The sequence below is a fragment of the Sulfurimonas sp. genome (assembly GCF_034005705.1).
GTDB lineage: Bacteria > Campylobacterota > Campylobacteria > Campylobacterales > Sulfurimonadaceae > Sulfurimonas.
On the sequence record NZ_JAVEUF010000005.1, the window covers coordinates 1 to 21630 of the forward strand.

Annotated in this window: 22 protein-coding genes; 11 read left to right on the forward strand and 11 right to left on the reverse strand. The window is 37.4% G+C overall.

What is annotated here, in order from left to right; all coding sequences use genetic code 11:
* Positions 1-179 precede the first annotated feature (179 nt).
* The 5 genes from gmhA to ccoS are packed head-to-tail and all read left to right on the forward strand — an operon-like array spanning position 180 to position 4376.
* On the forward strand, positions 180-767 hold the full coding sequence (gene gmhA, locus RBR61_RS03690; RefSeq protein ID WP_320342171.1) for a D-sedoheptulose 7-phosphate isomerase: 588 nt from the start codon (positions 180-182) through the stop codon (positions 765-767).
* A 6-nt stretch (positions 768-773) separates the two neighbouring features.
* Positions 774-1298 (forward strand): D-glycero-beta-D-manno-heptose 1,7-bisphosphate 7-phosphatase, encoded by a 525-nt coding sequence (gene gmhB, locus RBR61_RS03695; protein WP_320342174.1) that lies wholly within the window; start codon positions 774-776, stop codon positions 1296-1298.
* The gene (locus RBR61_RS03700) at positions 1282-1767 is read left to right on the forward strand and encodes an asparaginase domain-containing protein (protein WP_320342175.1); all 486 of its coding nucleotides are present in this window, start codon (positions 1282-1284) and stop codon (positions 1765-1767) included. Before gmhB ends, RBR61_RS03700 begins: the two co-directional genes overlap by 17 nt.
* Positions 1757-4159, forward strand: coding sequence for a heavy metal translocating P-type ATPase (locus tag RBR61_RS03705; protein WP_320342176.1), 2403 nt, complete (start codon positions 1757-1759; stop codon positions 4157-4159). The genes RBR61_RS03700 and RBR61_RS03705 overlap by 11 nt, the downstream gene beginning before the upstream one ends.
* A gap of 1 nt (position 4160) precedes the next feature.
* Entirely contained in the window at positions 4161-4376 is a 216-nt protein-coding gene (gene ccoS / locus RBR61_RS03710) for a cbb3-type cytochrome oxidase assembly protein CcoS (RefSeq protein WP_320342177.1), read from the forward strand.
* A gap of 56 nt (positions 4377-4432) precedes the next feature.
* On the opposite strand, the gene RBR61_RS03715 is transcribed toward ccoS, so the two are convergent.
* The gene (locus RBR61_RS03715) at positions 4433-4714 is read right to left on the reverse strand and encodes a cytochrome C (RefSeq protein WP_320342178.1); all 282 of its coding nucleotides are present in this window, start codon (positions 4712-4714) and stop codon (positions 4433-4435) included.
* Between the two features lie 144 nt (positions 4715-4858).
* Positions 4859-5143 carry a cytochrome C gene (locus RBR61_RS03720; RefSeq protein ID WP_320342179.1) on the reverse strand — a complete coding sequence of 95 codons (285 nt, stop codon included), beginning with the start codon at positions 5141-5143 and terminating at the stop codon, positions 4859-4861.
* A 112-nt stretch (positions 5144-5255) separates the two neighbouring features.
* On the opposite strand from RBR61_RS03720, the gene rfaD reads away from it, so the two are divergent.
* The 3 genes from rfaD to RBR61_RS03735 are packed head-to-tail and all read left to right on the forward strand — an operon-like array spanning position 5256 to position 8261.
* On the forward strand, positions 5256-6263 hold the full coding sequence (gene rfaD, locus RBR61_RS03725; RefSeq protein ID WP_320342181.1) for an ADP-glyceromanno-heptose 6-epimerase: 1008 nt from the start codon (positions 5256-5258) through the stop codon (positions 6261-6263).
* On the forward strand, positions 6263-7696 hold the full coding sequence (gene rfaE1 / locus RBR61_RS03730) for a D-glycero-beta-D-manno-heptose-7-phosphate kinase (protein WP_320342183.1): 1434 nt from the start codon (positions 6263-6265) through the stop codon (positions 7694-7696). Before rfaD ends, rfaE1 begins: the two co-directional genes overlap by 1 nt.
* On the forward strand, positions 7689-8261 hold the full coding sequence (locus RBR61_RS03735) for a YfaZ family outer membrane protein (protein ID WP_320342185.1): 573 nt from the start codon (positions 7689-7691) through the stop codon (positions 8259-8261). Before rfaE1 ends, RBR61_RS03735 begins: the two co-directional genes overlap by 8 nt.
* A 1-nt stretch (position 8262) precedes the next feature.
* On the opposite strand, the gene waaF is transcribed toward RBR61_RS03735, so the two are convergent.
* Genes waaF through RBR61_RS03750 form a run of 3 tightly spaced genes read right to left on the reverse strand, consistent with a single transcriptional unit; the run spans position 8263 to position 12414 of the window.
* Positions 8263-9237 (reverse strand): lipopolysaccharide heptosyltransferase II, encoded by a 975-nt coding sequence (gene waaF, locus RBR61_RS03740; RefSeq protein WP_320342186.1) that lies wholly within the window; start codon positions 9235-9237, stop codon positions 8263-8265.
* Positions 9234-11144 carry an LTA synthase family protein gene (locus RBR61_RS03745; protein WP_320342188.1) on the reverse strand — a complete coding sequence of 637 codons (1911 nt, stop codon included), beginning with the start codon at positions 11142-11144 and terminating at the stop codon, positions 9234-9236. Before RBR61_RS03745 ends, waaF begins: the two co-directional genes overlap by 4 nt.
* A complete protein-coding gene (locus RBR61_RS03750; protein WP_320342189.1) occupies positions 11134-12414 on the reverse strand; it encodes a glycosyl hydrolase in 1281 nt (426 codons plus the stop codon). Before RBR61_RS03750 ends, RBR61_RS03745 begins: the two co-directional genes overlap by 11 nt.
* 90 nt (positions 12415-12504) lie before the next feature.
* Here RBR61_RS03750 and RBR61_RS03755 point away from each other — a divergent pair, with 90 nt between their 5' ends.
* Together RBR61_RS03755 and RBR61_RS03760 are read left to right on the forward strand one after the other, a co-directional pair.
* The gene (locus RBR61_RS03755) at positions 12505-12867 is read left to right on the forward strand and encodes a diacylglycerol kinase (protein ID WP_137014027.1); all 363 of its coding nucleotides are present in this window, start codon (positions 12505-12507) and stop codon (positions 12865-12867) included.
* A 20-nt stretch (positions 12868-12887) separates the two neighbouring features.
* Positions 12888-13850 (forward strand): glycosyltransferase family 9 protein, encoded by a 963-nt coding sequence (locus tag RBR61_RS03760; RefSeq protein WP_320342193.1) that lies wholly within the window; start codon positions 12888-12890, stop codon positions 13848-13850.
* A gap of 4 nt (positions 13851-13854) precedes the next feature.
* Here RBR61_RS03760 and RBR61_RS03765 read toward each other — a convergent pair whose 3' ends face one another.
* The 6 genes from RBR61_RS03765 to RBR61_RS03790 are packed head-to-tail and all read right to left on the reverse strand — an operon-like array spanning position 13855 to position 19776.
* Positions 13855-14613: a glycosyltransferase family 2 protein gene (locus RBR61_RS03765; protein WP_320342194.1), complete on the reverse strand. Its 759-nt coding sequence runs from the start codon at positions 14611-14613 to the stop codon at positions 13855-13857.
* Positions 14606-15904: an O-antigen ligase family protein gene (locus RBR61_RS03770; RefSeq protein ID WP_320342195.1), complete on the reverse strand. Its 1299-nt coding sequence runs from the start codon at positions 15902-15904 to the stop codon at positions 14606-14608. Before RBR61_RS03770 ends, RBR61_RS03765 begins: the two co-directional genes overlap by 8 nt.
* Entirely contained in the window at positions 15894-16628 is a 735-nt protein-coding gene (locus tag RBR61_RS03775; RefSeq protein ID WP_320342196.1) for a lipopolysaccharide kinase InaA family protein, read from the reverse strand. Before RBR61_RS03775 ends, RBR61_RS03770 begins: the two co-directional genes overlap by 11 nt.
* Positions 16625-17713, reverse strand: a complete 1089-nt coding sequence (locus tag RBR61_RS03780; protein ID WP_320342197.1) for a glycosyltransferase family 4 protein — start codon at positions 17711-17713, stop codon at positions 16625-16627. The genes RBR61_RS03775 and RBR61_RS03780 overlap by 4 nt, the downstream gene beginning before the upstream one ends.
* On the reverse strand, positions 17710-18690 hold the full coding sequence (gene waaC / locus RBR61_RS03785) for a lipopolysaccharide heptosyltransferase I (protein ID WP_320342198.1): 981 nt from the start codon (positions 18688-18690) through the stop codon (positions 17710-17712). The genes RBR61_RS03780 and waaC overlap by 4 nt, the downstream gene beginning before the upstream one ends.
* The gene (locus RBR61_RS03790; RefSeq protein ID WP_320342199.1) at positions 18691-19776 is read right to left on the reverse strand and encodes a glycosyltransferase family 4 protein; all 1086 of its coding nucleotides are present in this window, start codon (positions 19774-19776) and stop codon (positions 18691-18693) included.
* A gap of 132 nt (positions 19777-19908) precedes the next feature.
* Between RBR61_RS03790 and RBR61_RS03795 the strand changes: the two genes are divergently transcribed.
* Positions 19909-21618: an ABC transporter transmembrane domain-containing protein gene (locus tag RBR61_RS03795; RefSeq protein ID WP_320342200.1), complete on the forward strand. Its 1710-nt coding sequence runs from the start codon at positions 19909-19911 to the stop codon at positions 21616-21618.
* Positions 21619-21630 lie beyond the last annotated feature (12 nt).

The window sequence follows — 21630 nt, forward strand, 5'->3', positions numbered from 1 at the left end:
AGCCTCTCATCGCTGATAATACTGCACCTTTCAGGTGTGGAAACGTAGGTCGCTGCCTAGTTGGTCATTTCCTCTACAATATAAATAATCAAAACAAAATCATGAAAAAAATATTACAACTCTTGAAGCTTTAACAATTTATTATATGGTATTATTTTACATACTATTTAGGATGTTATATGAAAAACTATATAAAAGATCAGATAAAAAAATCATATGAAACAAAACAAGCTATTTATGATAATGAAGAGTTACTTAATAAGATCGCAGAGGTCTGCAGAGCGTGTGTAGAGCTTTATAAAGGTAAAAATAAAACTATACTGGCAGGAAACGGCGGAAGTGCAGCAGACGCTCAGCATATTGCAGCAGAGCTTGTCGGCAGATATGGATTTGACAGGCCTTCTATTCCATCTCTTGCACTTACAACAGATACATCAAATCTGACGGCTATCGGGAACGACTACGGCTATGACAAGGTCTTTTCACGTCAACTTGAAGGTATGGGGCAAGAGGGTGATATATTTTTCGGTATATCCACTTCAGGGAACTCTAAAAATATTATTAATGCATTTGAAGTTGCAAAGCAAAAAGGCATAAAAACCGTAGCTTTAGTCGGCAGAGACGGTGGGGAGATGGCAAAAATGGCTGATATAGCTTTAGTTGTGCCATCGGATTCCACACCTAGAATACAAGAGTCTCATATATTAATTGGGCATATTATTTGTGATATTATAGAAAAAGAGATTTTTGGTGATGGTGTCAACTGATATTTAATGAAAAAAGCACTTTTTTTAGATCGTGACGGTGTTATAAATATTGAGCTTAATTATCTTTACAAGATAGAAGATTTTAAGTTTATAGATGGAATATTTGAGCTTTGCAGACATTATCAGGATCTGGGATATCTAATTATCGTTGTAACTAATCAGTCAGGAATTGCAAGAAATTATTATGATGAATCAGATTTTGAGAAGTTGACCACTTGGATGATAGAAGAGTTTGCAAAAAATGGCATTAAAATCACGAAAGTTTATCACTGTCCACATCATCCTGAGATCTCTGGAAAGTGTAGTTGCAGAAAACCAGAGCCAGGCATGATTTTAGAAGCTCAAAAAGAGTTTGATATTGATCTGAAGAGTTCAATATTGGTGGGTGATAAAGAGAGAGACATTGAGGCGGCCATAGAGGCTGGGATTTGTGAAAATTATCTTTTTGATGAGATGAGAGTGCATAAAAAATCAAAAGCCATAAAGATAGTTTCAAAATTAGAGGATATTTATAATGCTGATATTAAATAGCGGTGGAACATTTAACAAAAAATATAATCCGTTAAACGGAGAATTAGAGATCCCATACAGTAATGAAGCGATAGAGACGATCTTAAAAAGCATGGACGCCAAGTATGATCTGGCAGGTGTTATCTATAAAGATAGTCTGGATATGACAATGGATGACAGAAAAGTTCTTGCCAATGTCATCATGGAGTCAAGTGATGATACTTTTGTAATAGTGCACGGAACAGACACTATGCACCTAAGTGCCGAGTTTTTAGCTGAGATCTTTGATGATAGAAAAATTATTTTTGTCGGAGCGATGAAACCTTTTGAGATAGACAACATAGAAGCTAGTTTAAATCTGGGAATTGCAATAGGTTTTGCCAAAGCTCTTGTACAAAACGGTGTATATATCTGTATGAGCGGGTATGTAGAACAATGGGATAAGATCCATAAAAACAAAAAATTCGGGAAGTTTGAAGTTGTCATCTAAGATTCCATGCTCTCACTGCCATATAGAGTTTGATCCATCTGTTATGATAAAAGAGGGAGACCTGAACTTTTGCTGCAACGGATGTCAAGGTGTTTATCATCTTTTACAAGATAAAGGGCTTGAGAGCTTTTATGAAAAGAGCAAAAACAGCCTTTTGGCTCCACCGCTTCAGAATTATGCAGACTCTTCAACTTTTGATTCGCCTTCGTTTTACGACAAGTTTGTAAAAGTAAACAGTGACGGATTTAGCGAAGTCTCTTTAATAATAAAAGGGATTCACTGTTCAGCTTGTGTCTGGCTCAATGAAAAAGCTCTTAGCAAGATGGATGGAGTCATAGAAGCTAATATAAATTTTACAAACAACAAAGCAACGATTGTATGGGCTGATGATGTTGTTAAACTCTCCAAGATTATAGATATGATAAGAGCGATAGGTTATGACGCTTTTGCCTACGATGCTATGACGCAAGAGGAGTATGTAAACAAAGAGCGAAAAGCCTACTATTTGAAGATGGCAGTTGCTATTTTTGCATCTATGAATATTATGTGGATCGCAGTTGCACAGTACGCAGGATATTTCAGCGGAATAACGCAGGATGTCAAGACTATGCTAAATATTGCAGAGTGGATACTCTCCACTCCTGTGCTTTTTTACAGCGGATGGGTCTTTTTTAGGGGTGCGTACTATGGTCTGAAGGCAAAAACTGTAAATATGGACCTTTTGGTGGCAACGGGAGCGCTGCTTACTTACATCTACTCTATCTATATAACAATTATGCAGCATGGCGAGGCCTATTTTGACTCGGTAAGTATGATAATCACTTTTGTCTTGATAGGAAAATTTTTAGAGGTACTGAGCAAGAAAAACGCAGCTGACACTCTTGATATGATCACAAAAAATATCCCATCAGAAGTAAGGGTTGTAAGAGACGGCTTGATAACGGAGTGTAAGCTTGATGATGTTCAAGCGGGTGATATTGTTGTAGTCTCTTCCGGAGAGAAGGTTTTGCTTGACGGTGAAATAGTAAAAGGGAGCGGCTCTTTTGACGAGTCCAGTTTGACTGGAGAGAGCAATCCTGTTTACAAAGAGATTGGGATGAGTGTCATCAGCGGTACGACGAGCATTGATGCCGATGTTCATTTTAGAGCTACTAAGGACTTTAAACATTCCACGCTCTCAAATATAGTCTCACTTTTAGAATCCGCTATAAATAAAAAACCAAAGATTCAGCAGATGGCTAACAGACTCTCTGAATACTTCTCATCGGTTATATTGTTTTTGGCACTGGTGACATTTTTAGGATGGTGGTTATGGCCGAATAGTTTTGAGACCTCTTTTATGGTGGCGGTTTCCGTTATTATCATAGCGTGTCCGTGTGCACTGGCTTTAGCCACCCCTGTTGCGACCTTAGTTGGACTCAGTATAAGCGCTTCAAGAGGAATACTGTTTAAAGAAGCAGCAGGGCTTGAGACCATGGCAACCGTAGATACTCTTGTTTTGGATAAAACGGGGACTATAACTATAGGAAAGCCGGAGGTTATTAAGGAGCATATATACGGGGAATTTGATAAAAATTTACTCTACTCAATGGTTAGATCCTCTAAACATCCTATATCAAAAGGTGTTGCAGAATACATCAAAGAGCAAAACAGAAATATCGGAGAGATTGTTTTTGATGAATATACTCAGATCCCTGCAAAAGGTATAGAGGCAAAATATAACAATATGACCATCCTCGGCGGAAATCTGAAATTTATAAATGAGCATGGAGTAGATGTTGATCTTGCGGTAGATGAGACGGCTTTTTACTTTGTTATAGATAGCAAGCTTGCAGCGGTATATGAGCTGAAAGATAAAATTAAAGATGGAATAGAAGAGCTTATTTCAAATATGCATAAAAAAGGAATTGAGGTCGTTCTTTTAAGCGGAGACCACGGCAATATAACAAAAAGCATAGCAAGTGAGGTTGGCATAAAGAATTTTCTTTACGAGCAGACTCCTCAAGATAAAGCAGAGTATATTAAGACCATTCATAAAAATGGCAAAAAGGTGGTGATGGTCGGGGACGGTGTTAATGATATATTGGCACTTGCATCTGCAGATATTGCAATTGCCATGGGAAGCGGAAGCGATATAGCGGTAGAAGTAGGTGATGTAGTGCTTTTAGATGATTCGCTAAGATCATTGAATGATGCTTTTAAGATAAGTCAGACAACATTTAGCCTGATAAAACAGAACCTTCTTATATCCCTGGTCTATAATGCAGTAACGATTCCATTAGCAATGGCCGGGTATATCATACCGCTCTTTGCTGCGATCTCTATGTCTCTTAGTTCGCTTTTGGTTGTCGGAAACTCGCTGAGAATACGTTATAAATGGAGAAATAGATAAGATGAATAATTGGGTAATTGCTATGATGTTGGGAGTCTCTATTTTTTTGGGAGCGCTTGCACTATTTGCATTTTTGTGGGCTATCAAAAACGGACAGTTCGATGATGAAGAGAAGTTTTTAAACGCTGCAAAATTTGACGGCGAAGATGAATTAAACGATGCTTTAAAACAGGAACAAAAGAGAGAAGCTTTAAAGAAAAACTATAAACCAGAGTAAAAGACGGATTTGAATGAAAGAGAGTAGGTCACCCCTTTAGGGTGACTTGAGGTAAATTACTTACCTATTGTTTGTGAAAACGCGTCTAACTCTTCGTCAGAGTATTTAGAAACTTGACCTACCATAAGACCTTTTTTTGCCGCGCCGTAAGTACCTGCTTTGTAACCTTTAAGAGCAGCAGCGATATCAGCTTTGCTCATCTCAGCAACATTTTTATTCCCCATAGCAGTTTTTGACCAGTCAGCACCGTGACAACCAACACAAGCTTGACCGTTTACTGCAGCCATTAAAGCAGTAGTTGCACCTAAAGCAACTATTGACATTACTATTTTTTTCATTTTTTTACACCCTTTTTTTAAATTCAGACAAATTGTAATGGTTTTATTCTTAAATGTATATTAATGTAGTATTAGAATTTTTTATATTTAGATAATAATGGGAAGTTATGTGGAGAATTGCCACAATGGGCAATTCAGGTAAAATTATTTACCGATAGTTTGTGCGAAAGCTTCTAGCTCTTCTTTTGAATATTTGTCAACTTGACCTTTCATAAGACCTTTCATTGGTCCGCCGTAACTACCGTCTTTGTAACCTACTAGTGCAGCAGCGATATCCGCTTTGCTCATCTCAGCAACATTCTTAGATTTACCTAGAGCAGCCTTGCTCCAGTCAGCACCGTGACAACCAGTACAAGCACCTGCATTTACAGCTGCCATTAAAGCAGTAGTTGCACCTAGAGCAACAATTGATAAAACGATTTTTTTCATTTTTTACACCCTTTTCTTAATTTCATGCAAATTATAATGAGATTAATCTTAAATGCTTGTTAATGATTTATCTGTTATTATTTTGTTAAATTTACGAGGTCTTGGTGCATAGATGAGATATATAGATGAAGATTTAAACAATAAAACAATTTTGATAACAGGCGGGGCAGGTTTTATAGGTTCGAATCTGGCGTTTTATTTTCAGAACAATCATCCTGATGCAAAAGTCGTTATAGTTGACAGCTTTAGAAGCGGCGAAAAGCTCTCAAACGGAAATCTAAAGAGCTTTGGTCATTTTAAAAACCTTATCGGTTTTGGCGGCGAGATAATTAGCGGTGATATTAACGACAAAGATCTCTTGCTTAACCTTGAATTAAACTATAAATTTGATTATATCTTTCATGAAGCGGCTATATCTGACACCACTGCACTTGAACAGGACCTTATGGTAAAAACAAATGTAAATGCTTATAAAGACCTGTTGGAACTTGCGATAAAACATAGTGCGAATATGATCTATGCCTCCTCGGCAGCGACATATGGAAATGCAGCTTCACCGCAAAGAGTAGGGCGTGAAACACCGCAGAATGTTTACGGGTTTTCAAAGCTATGCATGGATAATTTAAGCAGAGAGTACATGCAGAATTGTGACATCTCTATAGTCGGGCTTAGATATTTCAATGTTTACGGCCCTAGAGAGTATTTTAAAAACACGACAGCATCTATGGTCTTACAGTTTGGACATCAGATACTCTCAGGCAAAAATCCGCGTCTTTTTGAAGATAGTGATAAGATACTAAGAGATTTCATATATATAGAAGATATCATACAAGCAAATATAAAAGCTATGAACCCAAAGAAGAGCGGAATATACAATGTCGGAACGGGTAGGGCAAGAAGCTTTCAAGATATAGTAGATATTTTACAGAGCGAACTAGGCACAACGCTCTCGTGCGATTATATTCCAAATCCGTTTATAGGGAGTTATCAGTTTCACACGGAGGCTGATATAGCTTCAACCAAAGAGGCTTTAGATTATGAGCCGAAATTTGAGATGGAAGATGGGATCAAGGCCTATATAAGTGAAATAAAAAGAGTTTACGAAGAAGAAGTCAAATAATGAAAAATATGAAAGATTTCACTCCTAAAATATTGGTCATCGGCGATCTGATGATAGATCACTATCTTTGGGGAAGCTGTGAGAGAATCTCTCCCGAAGCTCCGGTACAGGTAGTGGATATTGCAAAAGAGACGACGGTTCTCGGCGGCGGCGGAAATGTTATAAATAACCTTGTAGCCCTAGGTGCAAATGTAAGTGTCAGCGGAGTTATAGGAAGCGATGAGAATGGAGTTGAGCTTATAGATATGCTAAAAAGCATAGGGGTGGATATAGGCGGGATAATTGTCCAAAACGGAAGAAAAACATCTAAAAAAAGCCGTGTGATAGCAGCTTCACAGCAGATACTCAGATATGACAAAGAGAGCAAAGAAGAGATAGAAAAATCTTCGGTTGAGAAGATTTTAAATTCGCTTAGAGATACTGTTTCTGAGTATGATACCGTCATTTTATCAGACTACGGAAAAGGTGTTTTAACCGATGAACTGTGCCAAGGAGTCATAAAGCTATGCAACAAAGCAGGCGTTAAAGTCTTGGTCGATCCAAAGGGGAGTGACTACAGTAAATATAGCGGCGCATACCTTTTGACTCCAAATAAAAAAGAGGCGATGCTTGCTACAAAAATTGATATAAAAGATAAGCCAAGCCTAAAAGAAGCACTTTTAAAGATGAAGGAAGAGGCTGATCTGACAATCTCTTTGATTACTCTTTCAGAAGACGGGATTGCCGTATATGACGATGAGATGAAGATATTTCCAACCGTTGCAAAAGAGGTTTTCGATGTAACAGGTGCGGGAGATACGGTCATTGCTTCTATAGCCTTTGCTCTTAGTGCAAAACAAAGCATAGAGGATTCTGCCAAATTTGCAAACCTTGCAGCGGGTGTGGTTGTCGGAAAGATAGGCTCTGCAACGGTCACGCTTGATGAGATAGAGGAGTATGAAGCCTCACTGCATAAAAGCACCTCCGAAGCGCATATAAAAAGCTTTGAAGAGATAAAAGCGGTTGTAGAGCGTTACCGTACAAACGGCAAAAAAGTCGTCTTTACAAACGGCTGTTTTGATATTCTACATGTAGGACATGTGAAGTATCTCCAGATTGCAAAGAGTTTTGGAGATGTTTTGATCGTAGGACTGAACTCAGACGCATCCGTTTCCCGTCTAAAAGGACCATCGCGCCCCGTAAATATCGCAGAGGACAGAGCTTATCTCTTGGCGGCTCTTGAAGCGGTAGATTTTGTAGTGCCGTTTGAGGATGACACCCCTTATGAGCTTATAAAAATGATAAAGCCCGACACACTTGTAAAGGGTGGCGACTACGAGGGTAAAAGCGTTGTAGGAACAGAGTTTGCAGGAGAGTTGAAACTGGTTGACTTTGTGGATGGAAAGAGCACAACAAAGACGATCCAAAAAATAAAAGGAGATTTAGATGTTTAAGAAGATATGTTTAACGGCACTGAGTGCGGTGTCTGTTTTTGCAATGCACAGCGCTGAGGTAAATATAAACAACTCGGATCTGGAGCTCTCTGCAAGGCTTGATATGGGACAGTTTAACGAAAACGTGGAGCCTGAGACTATTTTTCTGGGTGCGAAGTATTTAAATGCAGATGAGAGACACAGCGATGTGCGCTCTATCGATAATTATCAAGAGCTGAATTTTTTGATGCAAAGGGAAGTTAGTCCGGATTTTAGGCTTGGTTTTGGGGCTAAATTAAATCATACTGAGGATTTTGTATCAATTCCGTTGGGAGTTGAGGTTGTATATAAACTTCCTGTGACTTCAAGCGTTCCGTTTTATATAGGAGCATCTCTGTACGCTGCTCCAGAGGTTCTATCTTTGGATAAAGCTGACAGCTTTTTGGAGTATCGCGTTACATTAGAAGCAGAGGCGATACAAAACGTTTTCATAACGGCTGGATATAGACATATGGATACGAACTATGAAAGAAGGGACGTAGAGTACAATGAATCATTGTACTTTGGACTAAAGTTTCTTTTTTAGACTAAACTTCCAGCTCTTTTACGGCTGTGATTACTTCATCGGCCGTAATACTCTTCATACACTCGTGATGTCCAAGCGGGCACTCTCTTCTCATGCATGGGGCACACTCCATCTCATGCCTTACGATCTTGCTTTTTTCATTCATCCACTGTGAAGTTTCGGTGTGTTTTGTAGGACCGAATATTGATACGGTTGGGACTTGGTATGCAGCGGCCACATGCATCGGTCCGCTGTCGTTTGTGACAAATAGCGAGCATCCTCCGATAAGTGAGCAGAGCTCTTTTATGTTTGTCTTTCCTGCCAAGTTTGTGTAGTTTGTCACACCTGATGATGCAAGGTAGGACTCTATTTCGTTTGCCATCTCCGCTTCGTTTGGACCGCCAAAGATTATAATGTCGTATTTATTACTGAACTCACGCGCAACCTCGGCAAATCTCTCAGGATACCATCTTTTTGCACTGCCGTATGTAGCTCCCGCATTTATACCCATTGTCGGTCTGTCAAATTTTTTTGGCTCGATGTAGAGCTTAAGATGAGGTGTATTTTTATCCCATGAGTCTGTGTTTATCATCGCAAGCTGGGCGTACTGTTGGCTTAGGTGTTTGTCTGCTTTAATGGTCGGAGTATGAGATAGCAGAAACATTGAGTGCCATGACTTTTTGGCAATACATAGAACAGTTCCTGTAAGTTTTAGAAGTAAAGAGGAGTGGATCTGATTTCTAAATGAGATCGCCATGTCAAAACTGCCTAGTTCTTTAGCAAGCGAGTATGTCGCTTTTATCCTGTTTGATGATCTTTTTGTCTCATCCACTATAGCAAGTTCACATCTTGGATGATATTTGAGCGCTTCTATGGAGACAAAGCTTCCGACAAAAGTAAATCTTGCACTTGGGTAGTAGTTACTCAGAAGTTCAATGGCAGGAGTTGCCATAACAGCGTCACCAAGCCAGTTCGGTAAAATTATAAGTATTTTCATTTTGCCCACCTGTTTGTCTCCAGCAGATTGGCTTCTGCCGTGTCTACTGCAAAAAGGAGTTCTTTGCTCTCTTCTAAATTTTCTCCATTTTGTTCAACAACATTTTTAAAGTTATGCATAACATACCCGTTTTCGTTTATCAGACCGATCATATTTCCTCCGAAGAGATATACAAATCTGTTTTTTACTTCATTGTCAAACAGCGAGTTGCCTAGTGTCGTTATATTTGCATCAAAACCAAGCATATCCACTATTGTCGGGAAAATATCATTTTGAGATCCAAGAGTAGCTACCTCTTGGGGTTTGAAAATCTTTGGCGCATAGATAATAAGCGGAATCCTATAGTGTTCAATTGTGGCTAAGTGCTCAGGATTTCCTCTTAACTCTTTTCCGATCTTGTTTAGCGCGTCCCCGTTGCCGTGGTCGGCGGTGAATATGAATATAGTTCTATCAAACCAGGGCTCTTTTTTAGCACTGTCGATAAATTTTTCAATAGCATTATCTACATATAGATATGCATTTAGCTCACCGTAATAGTTGTTGAGATTGTGTGGGTATCTTTCAAATTCTGCTCTTGGAAGATGTAGGTCCGGATGATTTGTAGATGTAAATGCAAAGGAGAGAAAAGGTTCTTTTAATTCCGAGATCTTTTTGTTGTAAAAGTTTAAAAGATTATGATCGTAAGTACCTGTTCTAGCCTCTCTTCCTTCTTCAATAACTTCTACGTTTGGTATGTCCTCTGCACCGTAATAATCATCAAATCCTGAAATATGAGAGACAGCATCTACTCTGTATGAGCGACGGTTCCCGCCCTGCATTGCCATTGTCGAGTAGCCGTTTTGCTTGGCTACACGTCCAAGATAGCTGATGTTTGAGAGCTCCAAACCTCTTCCTAGATATTCAAATCCGGATGGAAGAGTTATCCCTGTAAACATAGATGTGATGCCAAAGATCGAACGCAAGCCATTTGCATAAAAATTTGTAAACTTCAAAGATTCACCGCTGAGCTTTTTGAAAAAAGGAGTTACATTAAGCTCTTTGTATCTTGTAAACCCGTCGATATGCTCGGCACCCCACGACTCAAGAAGGACTATTACGACATTGTATTTTTCATTCTCTTTTGCTTTATAACTTCTATAAAGAGGGTAGTCGTCGTCTATAAATTTTGCGTTTGGAGTCGACAGAGCCTTCTTTGTGATTCTTACTGCATCATCCACGTTCATTAGGTCATGTTTATCTTTGCCGTTAGTGGTCCTATAGAGTGTAAAAAAACCGTTTAGTGCCAAGTTCCCTGAGCTGATCTTGCTCACTGCAAAGGCATCGGCAGAGCCAAAAGATTTGCCCGCAACTGTGTTTCTGATGCCTAAAAAAAGTACTAAAACAGTGATAAGTGAATAAACTGCCAGCTTTTTTCCGCCAACAAATGCTGATGGAGCGGTTGAAAAAACAAGATAGCAAAAATAGAGAAAAATAAGCGAAAAAACAGACGCTCCAACCGTATAAGGCAGATAAGAGTTAAATGCAATATTTGTGATTATGTTAAAATCGTTTCCTAGATTGAATATCTCATTTGAGATATGTTTATGCGTAAAGTTGAAATATAAAACATCGCCAAAAGATATTGTAAAAATTACCAACAGGAGTGCTCCCCACGTAACTCCTATTATCTTTCGTGGCAGAACTTTTTTTATAAAAATTAACGGTAAAATAAATGCAAATGAGAAAGTGAATATTGTTATCATATCAACTCTAAATCCCATCAGTAAAGAGCGTATAAGTTCAGATTTTGTCAAATCATCAAAGTCAGACGGATACATAAAAAGAAGAGTTGATCTGATTGCCATCATGACAAAAAATACAAAAAATAGTATGAAAATTATTTGTGTAAACTGGTTTTTAAACTTCATTAGATTCCTTTTTTATTTCATCTTTGATAAATATGTAGGTTGGCGATGAACCTATGTTTAGGATTTCATTCTCTATTTTATCTCCTTCACGAGAGTAGGATGTAAAAAAATCTTCATTTTTCAGTGTTGTAGGTTTTAGTGACCAGTGAATCTGAAGAAGCTTGTTATCTACTAAACATTGAAGAATGTAATAACCACGCTTTATATCAAGTCTTAAGAACTGTGCATTTTTGAGATTGTGGACCATAAATTTATACGTCTCAAAGGCGGAGCGTTTTTTAATACCGTCCCTGTTGTCCACAAGCCCGTAACCGGGAGCTATCAGCTGGTGCCATGACACGGAATCGACCTGCTGTGAGGCAAAAGCAAGCAGATAGTATCTTAACATATAGTCGGCGTATAGCTCTTCACTCACACACTCATATTCGCTTGTCGGAGCGTATGGAGCAGTGCCGCTGATCGGCCAGTTTGTCTCCGTGATGTGAAGTTCATGCACACTTTTTGGGCTTAGCCAGACCATTGTGCTAAGAAGCGAGATTTTGTCCTGTAAAGTAAACCCTATCTGCATGTTTTCAGGTGCGCCTCGTCTATCTACATATAGAAGAGATGAGACTCCATCATAACGGTACTTTTTGGTATTGAAGAGCGTGTGCGCAGTAAAATGGTACTCAAAGTCTATGACGCCGCTTCCTATAAGTTTTACATGTTGAAACTTTTCAAGCTTGAGATCATAAGCGACTTGATAGAAGCGGCTATACTCATCAACGCTGAAAAATCCCCATTTTGCTCTGTTGATTGTCGAGCCAATTTCAAAAATATCTACATGTTGATTTAAAGCGGTAAAAATTGTCTCTAAATCTTTTTTTAGAAGCTCTAAATCTTCTACATGTTCTCTGTCTTGAAGAATTTTTAGCGTTACTTTTTTATCTTTACATAAAAGTATAAAATCTTTTAAAAGAGGAAGTTTTTGCATCTCCCAAAGTTTTATGCGCAGCAGAATTCTCTCTACACCGAGCTCTTCAATCATCTCAAGTGTGGCTTTTGGATCTCTTTGAAAATCGACACCAAGGCAGAAAAATTCGCTGGAGATTATCTTTTTTCTCTTCACGAACGGAGTCATTATCAGTGAAAACGGGATTACTGCAATAGAGATCAAAAAAGTTTTAAGCAGCGAGCCTATCTGGCTTTTTCGCATCTGCTTTTTGTAGTTTTTGTCTTGTAGCGGATATGGCTGATCGGAATAGTTATCCCACTTGTACGGTTCTTTCATAAGGCGAATTATAGCCTTTTTAAGATAAAATCAGCCACTTGCTTCTAAAAATTTTATTAAGTAACATAAATTGAGAAAGAGGGATAATTGTTGAGAAATCAGCCGAAATATAATTTTTTTAAAAACACCAATTATGCTCTTAAAGGGCTTTTGGATCTAATAAAGACAGAATCATCGTTTAGGATAGAGCTTGTAGTTTTTATAGTTTTAATTCCTGTAGTGATATTTGTTGAGACCACACTTTCAAATAAGTTGTTAATGTTTGTCTCTTTGATGTTTATGCTAATAGCAGAGGCGGTAAACAGTGCGATAGAGAGAGTTGTGGATCTGGTGACACTTGAACATCATGAGATGGCTGGCAGGGCAAAAGATGTGGGAAGCTCTATAGTTTTTTTGAGCATTTTTTTATTTGTCATTGTCTGGGCAAGTGTTTTTCTTGATCTACTGTTTTAAATTTTAATTTAGGAATTCTTTTGAATATTCTCGTAGTCCGTACAGATAAACTAGGTGATTTTATAACTGCTCTTCCTGCTATGTATGTGTTAAAACAGCATGATCCAAAAAACAGGATTATTGCATGTGTTGCCCCGCTTAACAAAACCCTTGCCCAGTCTTGCAACTTTATAGATGAGGTGATAGTAGATGATAGCGGAAGTCTCTTTGAGCTGGTTTCAAAACTAAAAAAGGCAAAAATAGACGCTTCAATAACTCTCTTTTCAAATACGCGCGTAGCAATTGCTCAGTTTTTGGCAAGAATAACACATAGAATAGCACCTGCGACTAAAATCGCTCAGATCTTTTATACAAAAAGAGTAGTTCAGAGACGAAGCGAAGTGAAGATGGCGGAGTTTGAGTACAACTTAGAGCTCACAAAAGCCCTTTTTAGCGATATAAACCTAGAGTATAAAAAACCTCTTTTAGAGTTTGAGGATGCTAAGAAAATTTATGATGTTTTTTGCATAAATAACGACATAGACAGAGAGGTAGTTGCTTTTCATGTAGGTTTTGGCGGTTCAAGCGATGCAAACTTCACTCTTGATGAGTATGAAATTTTGATCCGTGAGGTTGTGAAAGAGGGCAAATATCAAGTCGTTCTTACGTTTGGACCGGATGAGAAAGAGCTATACGAGGAGATGCAAAACAGACTTTATGATGTAAACGCAGTTTTTTATCTCTCACTTGAAGGGCTTGTCTATTTTGCAAAACTTGTAAGTAGTTTCAAGCTTTTTGTCTCCACTTCTACAGGAACGTATCATGTCGCTTCACTGGTAGGAACGCCGACAATGACCTTTTTCGCCGATAACCTCTTTGCAAGTTCTAAAAGATGGAAGAGTGTTGGGGAAGAAGGGTTGCAAAAGCACTTTATGATACCGAGTGACAAAGAGAAGAGAGAAGAGCTTTTTGCTAAAGTAAAAGCAGAGCTGTCTGAAATCTGATAAGCTATTTTTTCTCTTGGTTTAGCTCATAAAGTTTTATATATTTGTAGAAATTCGTAGCCATATGGGAAAATGCTATCACCAATCCGGCATAGCCGTCCAAAAGCCCTCTTTTTAGGATATAGGTCTTAAAAAATGAGAAAAGTCCGTTAAAAAAGGCTTTGGTTGGCGATGAGCTTTTCTTACCCACGTTATCTATGGCAAATGCGCTTGAGTAACGGTCAAGTTTGATTATAAAGTCGGTAATAGTTGCGTATGGATAGTGTTTTATGCTTCCTTCTATCGGTACTGTATTAAAACCTTTTTCAATCACTTTTTCATGCACTTTTTCATCTGTAAAAGCTGTTTTGGTTCTGTTAAAGAGCCTCACTATTACGTCATCTCCCCAGCAGTGCTTTATTTGAGTGTTTTTATAGTAGTTTTCTCTTAAAATAGTGTATATATTTTTATCGTTTAACTCTATGAGGGTTAGATTGTTTACAAATTCATCCGATAAGACTTCATCCCCGTCCAGTGAGAGCACCCACTCATTTTTCGCGAAAGTGCAAGCAAGATTTTTTGTCGGACCAAATCCCAAAAACTCGCCTTGAAAAAGAGTGACATTCGGGTATTTTTTTGCAATTTCCAGAGTTGCATCTGTTGAGCCGTTGTCGTACAAAACAACATCTTCAAAAGATATAAGAGAAGCGAGAGTGGCATCTATGGTAGAAGCGGCGTTTTTGACGATAATGACACATGATATATTCTTGATTAATTTACTCATCTGTTATACGCTTTTTTGTTTTTAAAATGATAACAGAATTATCTTTTGAAGCAGCTATTGAGATAAAGGCTATAAAAAGAAAGAGAGTGTTTGGAAATTGAAGCATCCATAGAGGTTCCGCAACAAATCCTACAAGAATTACTACAAATCCAAGAATACTTATCTCTTTAAACTCTCTATTTTTGATATTTAGCTTAAAAAAATGCAAAAACATTAAAAACATTAAAGACAATCCAGTAAGCCCTCCTTGAACAGCTACCATAAGGTACTGATTGTGATAGTGCTGTGTTTTGTAAAATTCTATTCCATTTTTGTCCAATCCAAACTCTTTTTTTTTTACAATTTTTGTTGCCGCGTCTATAAAATCACCTATGCCATCTCCAAAGAGTGGTTTTTCTTTCAAAACTTCATAGGTAATAATCCAGTAAACAACTCTTAACCCAAATGAATTTTGATAGTTTTGATTCGTAATATTCTTAATGTCACTTACTGCAGCATCTGCTCTTTGTTTAAAAAGGTCTAAACTATTATATGCCATTGAAAATATTAATATAACTGACACTAAGCCAAGCGTTATAGATTTTAGAGAAATTTTATATTTTAAAAATATTAAAATTATCAAAGAACAGAAAAATGCAAGTTGTCCTGCTCTTCCTGTTGAGAACATAAGGTTTGTCGTGCTTATTAAAAAGAAAATAAGATAGGGGAGTTTCGCATAGAGTGTAAAGTTTTTATTTATAACTTTATGAAGTAAGATAATAGAAGTAAATGCCAAAAAAATGCTGTAGTGAATATGTGTCATAAAGGGAGTTGGATAGTTTGGTGTTCTTCCGTTGAAGCTCCATAAATCAAAAAATATGCCATATGCCAATATTTCGCTGACAAACATGCCAAGCAAAAAGCTATTTAAGATAGATTTTAGCCACTCTTTTTTTATCAAAACTGCTGCTGATGGAAGAACAAGTATCCAGTAGGCATATAATCTTGCTTGATTTAATCCTTCTTTTATGTCTTCACTCCAAAGCAAGGAAAGGTACATGTAAGATAAAAAAAGTGCCATGGTTAGAAATATGGGCTTACTTTTTAAAATTTTAAAAGACCCTTTATAGTCTCGTTTATATAAAAACAGAAAAAAAAACCAAAAAAGAAAAAAGCTAATAGCAGCTTTTGAGAGGGGTATTATAAATGCAAAGAGTAAAAAAGAACTATAAACGACTTTATCAAATGTGTTAATGAGTAAAAAATTTTGAGGTGAAACCAGTTTTTTTTGTCTTTTGAGCTTAGTCAACAACTTTTTCTCCTCTTAGTTTTTTTTTCATATTTTTCTTATCTTTATGAGCCTGAGAATATTTAAGTGAAGTTTCTATACAGCTTTGTTCGTCTTTGCCTATAAGTTTGGCGTACTCTTTTATGATTGTTCTCAGGTCATCATCTTTTGCCCACAGTTTAGAGAAGTTTTTAACTCTTTCATCAATGCTTAAAGTCTTAAACTCCATTCTGTTTATATCTACAATTTTAAAAATATAGTTTTTGTCTTCTTTTTTTATCAGGATGTTTCCAGGTGAGTAGTCGAGATGGAGGATCTCATTTTCGTGAAGGTCGTATGTAAACTTTGCAAAAGCTTCAAAAATTTCTTTTTTGTTTTCAAAATTATCGTCTCTTAATGGCTCTCTAATTGTAAAATCATAATCAAATTTTTCACTTACAAAGTAGCTATCATCGATTAGTCCAAATTTATGAAACTCTATATAACCTATCGGTTTTGGTACAAAATCAAAAATTTTCATACTGTTTTCATAGGATTTTTTTGCTTTAGAGTCTCTAAAAAAAGTGTAGATTATTTTGTTTATAATATTTGGAGTCTTAAAAGATTTTACTACAAGACTCTCACCGTTAAAATCGATGATTTTTATCTCGTTTCTTGCTTTATGAATTGAGTTTTGTGAAGCATAAAAATAATTTTGTATATTTTTTAAAAATGGAAAATATTTTTCGTTTATTGCCTTATAGTTCATTTTGTCAATAACCTCTTAAAGAACTCTATATATTTTTGGGCAGTGGTCTCATGCGACATCTTGCCTTTTATGACATCTTTTGCATGTTCTTTTAATTTTTTTAGAGTCTGTGGAGAGTCGTGCAGCTCTCTTATTTTTTGTGCTATCGCTTTTGCATCCTTGATGGGAACTATAAAGCCGTTTACGCCATCTTCTATTATCTCCAAAGAGCTCTCATTTGCCGATGCTATAACAGGAGTTCCGCTTGCCAAAGACTCCAAAATAACCCTTGGCAGCCCCTCTTTTCTTGTAGAAGCGTGAACCAGTACGTCGCATGAAGAGATAATACTAGGAACATCGCTTCTAAAACCGGTTATATGTATGCGTTCCTCCATCCCGCTACTCTTAATCTCTGAGATATAGGGCTCCTGTGATATCTTCTCACCTATAAGAAGAATATGCATATCTTTTAAGTCTGCCACATCTCTCATCGCCTGCAGCACGTAGATAAGCCCTTTATGAGGTCTTACGTTGGCAATAAAAGCGATATTGAAGTTCTCTTTTTTTGTTCCAAACTGCTCTATATCCGCAGTGGATTGGCTATACCAACTTATGTCGTGTCCTTTGTAGATAGTTACAGCTTTTGTCTTTTTGCTGATCAGCTGTTTTTTAACATGTCTCTCTACTGATTCTGAGACGCATACAACTCCGTCTACTCTTGGGTTTAGAGCGTTTAGATATGCGCTAGGGTCATATTTGTAAAGGCCACCGGTAGTTCCTCTGTATGTCACGAGCTTAACGTTTGTCCCCATACATGCGAAGATAGCGTTTGATATGCTTCTAGAAGCTGTTGCGTAGACTATATCTATATTTTTTTCTTTGATGATTTTTTTTGCAAGGAGTATATTTTTAAAGTCTATCTTTTTGTCATGTCTTGCATCTATAACATCTATGCCGTGTTCTTTAAATATTTTGGCATAGGCATTCTCTTTTTGCGTCATTATTGTTATTGTGTGTCCGCTTTTTGCAAGTGATACGAATATCTCTAGTTCTGGGCGTACACTATTATAAGACCCACCTACCGATGTCAGTATTAGTATGTTCATTTTTTTAACTCTCTTGCTAAATTTATAATTTCTTCCGAATTAATCTCTCGTATAGAGAAATCGTTTTTATCAAGCTTATAGTGGTTAACTTCACTTTTTGATTTTACAACCTTGTTTATCGGTGTTATATAGACGCGGTTTGTCGGCGTCGGTCCGAAAATGGTAATTGATGGTACATTTAGTCCCCAAGCCATATGAGTCGGTCCCGTATCGTTTCCTATAAGAAGCGAGCATTTTGAGATGACAAATTTTAGCTCATCAAGCGAGCCTTTTGGAAGAATATGCAGGAATTCAGAATGATCCTGCATCCAAAGCGCCTTTTGGTGCTCCTCTTCGCTGCCCCAGACTATATAGGTTGGAGTTTTTAAAGTCTTTGCGATCTCTACGAACTTCTCTTTTGGATAGTTCCTGCTCTCCCATGTCGAGCCGATAACAAAAATGTTAAAAATCTCAGGCAGATTTTCTTCATACGAGGCCGAGAAAAGAAACTTCTCTTTATTTATGATCTTTTCACTTGTAACTTTAACACCTAGCGGCTCACAGATGACGGTCGCATTTCTGTCTATTGTGTTTGCATCATAAGCAATACTTACTTTTTTGTTGTAAAAAAAAGATGCGATGCCCTCTCGGATCGATATTTTGTCAAAACCTGCTATGACATTTGCCCCTATGATTCTGGATACTATCGCAGATTTCAGAAGCCCTTGTGCATCTATAACGATGTCGTAGTTGTTTTTTGAGTATTTTTTTAATATTTTGTATTGATTGAAAATTTCGCTTTTTTTCTTTTTGATTGATTTTAGATTTACCTCTAAAATGTTGTCTATATGCGGATTGTTTTCAAGAACGCCTTTAAATGTGCTCTCGACCACCCAGTCCACCTGAGAAGATGGAAGTTCTTCTTTTATAAACTGGAGTGCCACCATCGCGTGTATTATGTCACCCATTGCCGAGAGTTTTACTATGCATATTTTCATCTATATACTTTGTATCGCATCGTAAAGTTTTTGCATTTGAGTTTCATAGTCAAACTCTCTTTTTGCTTTTTCATACCCAGAACTGGCAAGAGAATTTTTTATATAAGGATTGTTGTAAAGATACTCTATTTTAGAAGCCAAATCTTGTGGAGTTCTATCAAATAGAAGCCCGTTTATATTGTCATCTATTATCTCTAATGGACCACCGTTATTTGTAGCAATAGTACAGACTTTGTTTCTCATAGACTCTATTACAACAAGACCGAATGTCTCTTTCTTTGTAGCTAAAACAGACGCATCACAAAGTCTCATATGCTCATTTACCTCTTTTGTAAATCCAGTAAATATTACCTTGTCTTCAATATTTAAAGATTTAACCATCTCTTTGAGTTTTTTCATATACTCCTCACGAGGAGCACTCCCTATGATTAGAGCTTTAACATTTGGATTGTTTAACTTCGAGATGGCTTCTATGAGGATGTGCTGTCCCTTTTCATCTTCAATTCTTCCAATCATGCCGACAACAAATGTGTTCTCAAGATTGTATTTTGATTTTAGAGTTTCAATTTTGTTCTCATCGATACTGCTCTCTTTTGTACCAAGATAAACAAGTTCGATCGGTGGCCTTGCACTGCTAGGAATATATTTTTCAAGTTGCTCTTTTACCTGTTTTGAGACTGCATGGAGTATGTTTACATTTTTATAGAGCCATCTGTGATATATGTCATTTTTAAATCTTGTTATGTTCATATGCCTTGAGTAGATGATTTTAGGCTTTTTTTTACTAAATAACTTTGCTAAAACAACCGTCAATATATCTTTGATCCAATGAAAATGTAATATGTCTATATTTTCTTTATCAATATATTGTGCAACTTTAATTGCTGTAATAAAAGGGAAGAATTTATTTTTTTTAACTGTGAACCTGTTTTCTTCCACTATATTTTGGTCAAGTTTCGAATTTGGTTCAACTATAATTTTACATTCTGTTTTATTTTTAAAATAGTTATAACAATTTAGAGCTGAGAGTTCCAGCCCTCCTAAAGAACGACTAAGACAAAATTCAAGAATTTTTTTATTTTTCATAAAAGCCTAACATTTATTATAAGAAAGGATTTTACATAAAGTATAATGAAATTTAGATTATTCAGTGCTTGTTTTTGTTTTTTGGATAAAATTTCTCCGAAAAATAGTAGTTTAGAGTTTAAAGAAGAGTTATTGAAAAAAATTTTAAAACGTTATTGGCCTTATATAAAAGAGTACAAATTTGAGTATTTTCTGGTACTCGTAGGTATAATTTTTACGGTCAGTGCAACAACCGCAACGGCACATATTATGAAGCCTTTGATGGATGAGATGTTCATAGAGAAAAAAGAGGAGATGCTCTACTACATCCCTCTTGGGCTTGTGGTCATATACTTTTTCAAATCGGCCGGAAGATACATACAGTCGGTCTTTATGAACTACATCGGTCAGCATATTGTCACTAGGTTTAGAGAGATACTTTTAGAGAAAATCATAAATCTTGACATGACGTTTTTGTATATTAACCGAAGTGGCGAGCTCATCTCAAGGGTCACGAACGATATAGAGCGCATAAGGTATTTCGTATCAAATATGCTGCCTGAGCTTTTCAGGGAGTCTCTGACAGTTATAGCTCTTATAGGCTACGTGATATATCTAAACCCGCTTTTGGCATTCTACTCTCTAGTAGTGCTTCCTGTCGTGGTCTATCCGATTATTTTAATAGGAAAAAAACTTAAAAAGTACTCTCTGCGCTCTCAGGAGAAAAATGCCGATGTCGTAAGCCGTCTTACTGAAGTTTTTAACAACAGCGAGATCATAAAAGCAAATGCCACACAAAGGTTTGAACTGGGTAGGTTCAGTGTTCAGAACTGGCAGTTCTTTAAGATAAATATGAAGTCGGTTTATGTCGGAGATATAGTCTCACCGATGATGGAGATAGTCGGAGCACTTGGGCTTGCAGCGGTTATCTTTGTCGGAGGACGAGAGGTTTATGAGGGCAGGATGAGCGTGGGTGAGTTTACCGCATTCATTACTGCCGTGGGACTCGTCTTTCAGCCCATCCGCCGTATAAGCTCAATATATTCGAAAATTCAAGACGCGCTTGCTGCAAGCGAGAGGGTTTTTGAACTGCTTGATCGAGAGAACAAAATAATTGACGGCACAAAGGTTTTAGAAGAGGACATCAGGCATATAGAGTTCAGGCATGTAAAACTAAAATATGACGACTCCTATGCGCTTGATGATGTTAGTGTGGATATAAAACAGGGTCAAAACATAGCGCTTGTCGGAGACAGCGGAGGCGGTAAGAGTACATTTATAAATATGCTTCTTCGTTTTTATGACCCTGATAGCGGCGAAGTTTTGGTAAACGGCACTAATATAAAAGAGTTCACGCAGGATTCTCTCAAACATCACATCTCGTTGGTAACACAGAGAATCTACATCTTCCAAGACACTCTTGCGGCGAATGTGGCTTACGGGCAGGATGTTGACGAAGCAAGAGTCGTAGAAGCCTTAAAACTTGCGGATGCATATGAGTTTGCAGCTTCTTTGGAGAGTGGAATATATACAAAAATGGAAGAGTACGGCTCAAACCTCTCAGGCGGTCAAAGACAGCGCGTAGCGATTGCCAGAGCTATCTATAAACATGCCTCGCTTCTGCTTTTTGACGAAGCTACTTCGGCTTTGGACAATGAGAGCGAAAAGAGGATCCAAAACGCCCTGCACGAGTATACAAAAGATAAGATCACTATAACTATTGCACACAGACTCAGCACGATCGAGAGTGCGGACAAGATCTTGGTAATGCAAAAAGGCAGGATAATCGCAAGCGGAAAACACAGTGAACTTTTGGAGAGCTGTGATGTTTATCAGAGATTGGCAGGAAAGTTAAAAAAGTAAAGATGGATGAAT

Excerpts from the sequence above, each read along its gene's own strand:
- gmhA (WP_320342171.1), top strand. The coding sequence starts at position 180 with ATGAAAAACTATATAAAAGATCAGATAAAAAAATCATATGAAACAAAA.
- gmhB (WP_320342174.1), top strand. The coding sequence starts at position 774 with ATGAAAAAAGCACTTTTTTTAGATCGTGACGGTGTTATAAATATTGAG.
- RBR61_RS03700 (WP_320342175.1), top strand. The coding sequence starts at position 1,282 with ATGCTGATATTAAATAGCGGTGGAACATTTAACAAAAAATATAATCCG.
- ccoS (WP_320342177.1), top strand. The coding sequence starts at position 4,161 with ATGAATAATTGGGTAATTGCTATGATGTTGGGAGTCTCTATTTTTTTG.
- RBR61_RS03715 (WP_320342178.1), bottom strand. The coding sequence starts at position 4,714 with ATGAAAAAAATAGTAATGTCAATAGTTGCTTTAGGTGCAACTACTGCT.
- RBR61_RS03720 (WP_320342179.1), bottom strand. The coding sequence starts at position 5,143 with ATGAAAAAAATCGTTTTATCAATTGTTGCTCTAGGTGCAACTACTGCT.
- rfaD (WP_320342181.1), top strand. The coding sequence starts at position 5,256 with ATGAGATATATAGATGAAGATTTAAACAATAAAACAATTTTGATAACA.
- rfaE1 (WP_320342183.1), top strand. The coding sequence starts at position 6,263 with ATGAAAAATATGAAAGATTTCACTCCTAAAATATTGGTCATCGGCGAT.
- RBR61_RS03735 (WP_320342185.1), top strand. The coding sequence starts at position 7,689 with ATGTTTAAGAAGATATGTTTAACGGCACTGAGTGCGGTGTCTGTTTTT.
- waaF (WP_320342186.1), bottom strand. The coding sequence starts at position 9,237 with ATGAAAATACTTATAATTTTACCGAACTGGCTTGGTGACGCTGTTATG.
- RBR61_RS03745 (WP_320342188.1), bottom strand. The coding sequence starts at position 11,144 with ATGAAGTTTAAAAACCAGTTTACACAAATAATTTTCATACTATTTTTT.
- RBR61_RS03750 (WP_320342189.1), bottom strand. The coding sequence starts at position 12,414 with ATGAAAGAACCGTACAAGTGGGATAACTATTCCGATCAGCCATATCCG.
- RBR61_RS03765 (WP_320342194.1), bottom strand. The coding sequence starts at position 14,613 with ATGAGTAAATTAATCAAGAATATATCATGTGTCATTATCGTCAAAAAC.
- RBR61_RS03775 (WP_320342196.1), bottom strand. The coding sequence starts at position 16,628 with ATGAACTATAAGGCAATAAACGAAAAATATTTTCCATTTTTAAAAAAT.
- RBR61_RS03780 (WP_320342197.1), bottom strand. The coding sequence starts at position 17,713 with ATGAACATACTAATACTGACATCGGTAGGTGGGTCTTATAATAGTGTA.
- waaC (WP_320342198.1), bottom strand. The coding sequence starts at position 18,690 with ATGAAAATATGCATAGTAAAACTCTCGGCAATGGGTGACATAATACAC.
- RBR61_RS03790 (WP_320342199.1), bottom strand. The coding sequence starts at position 19,776 with ATGAAAAATAAAAAAATTCTTGAATTTTGTCTTAGTCGTTCTTTAGGA.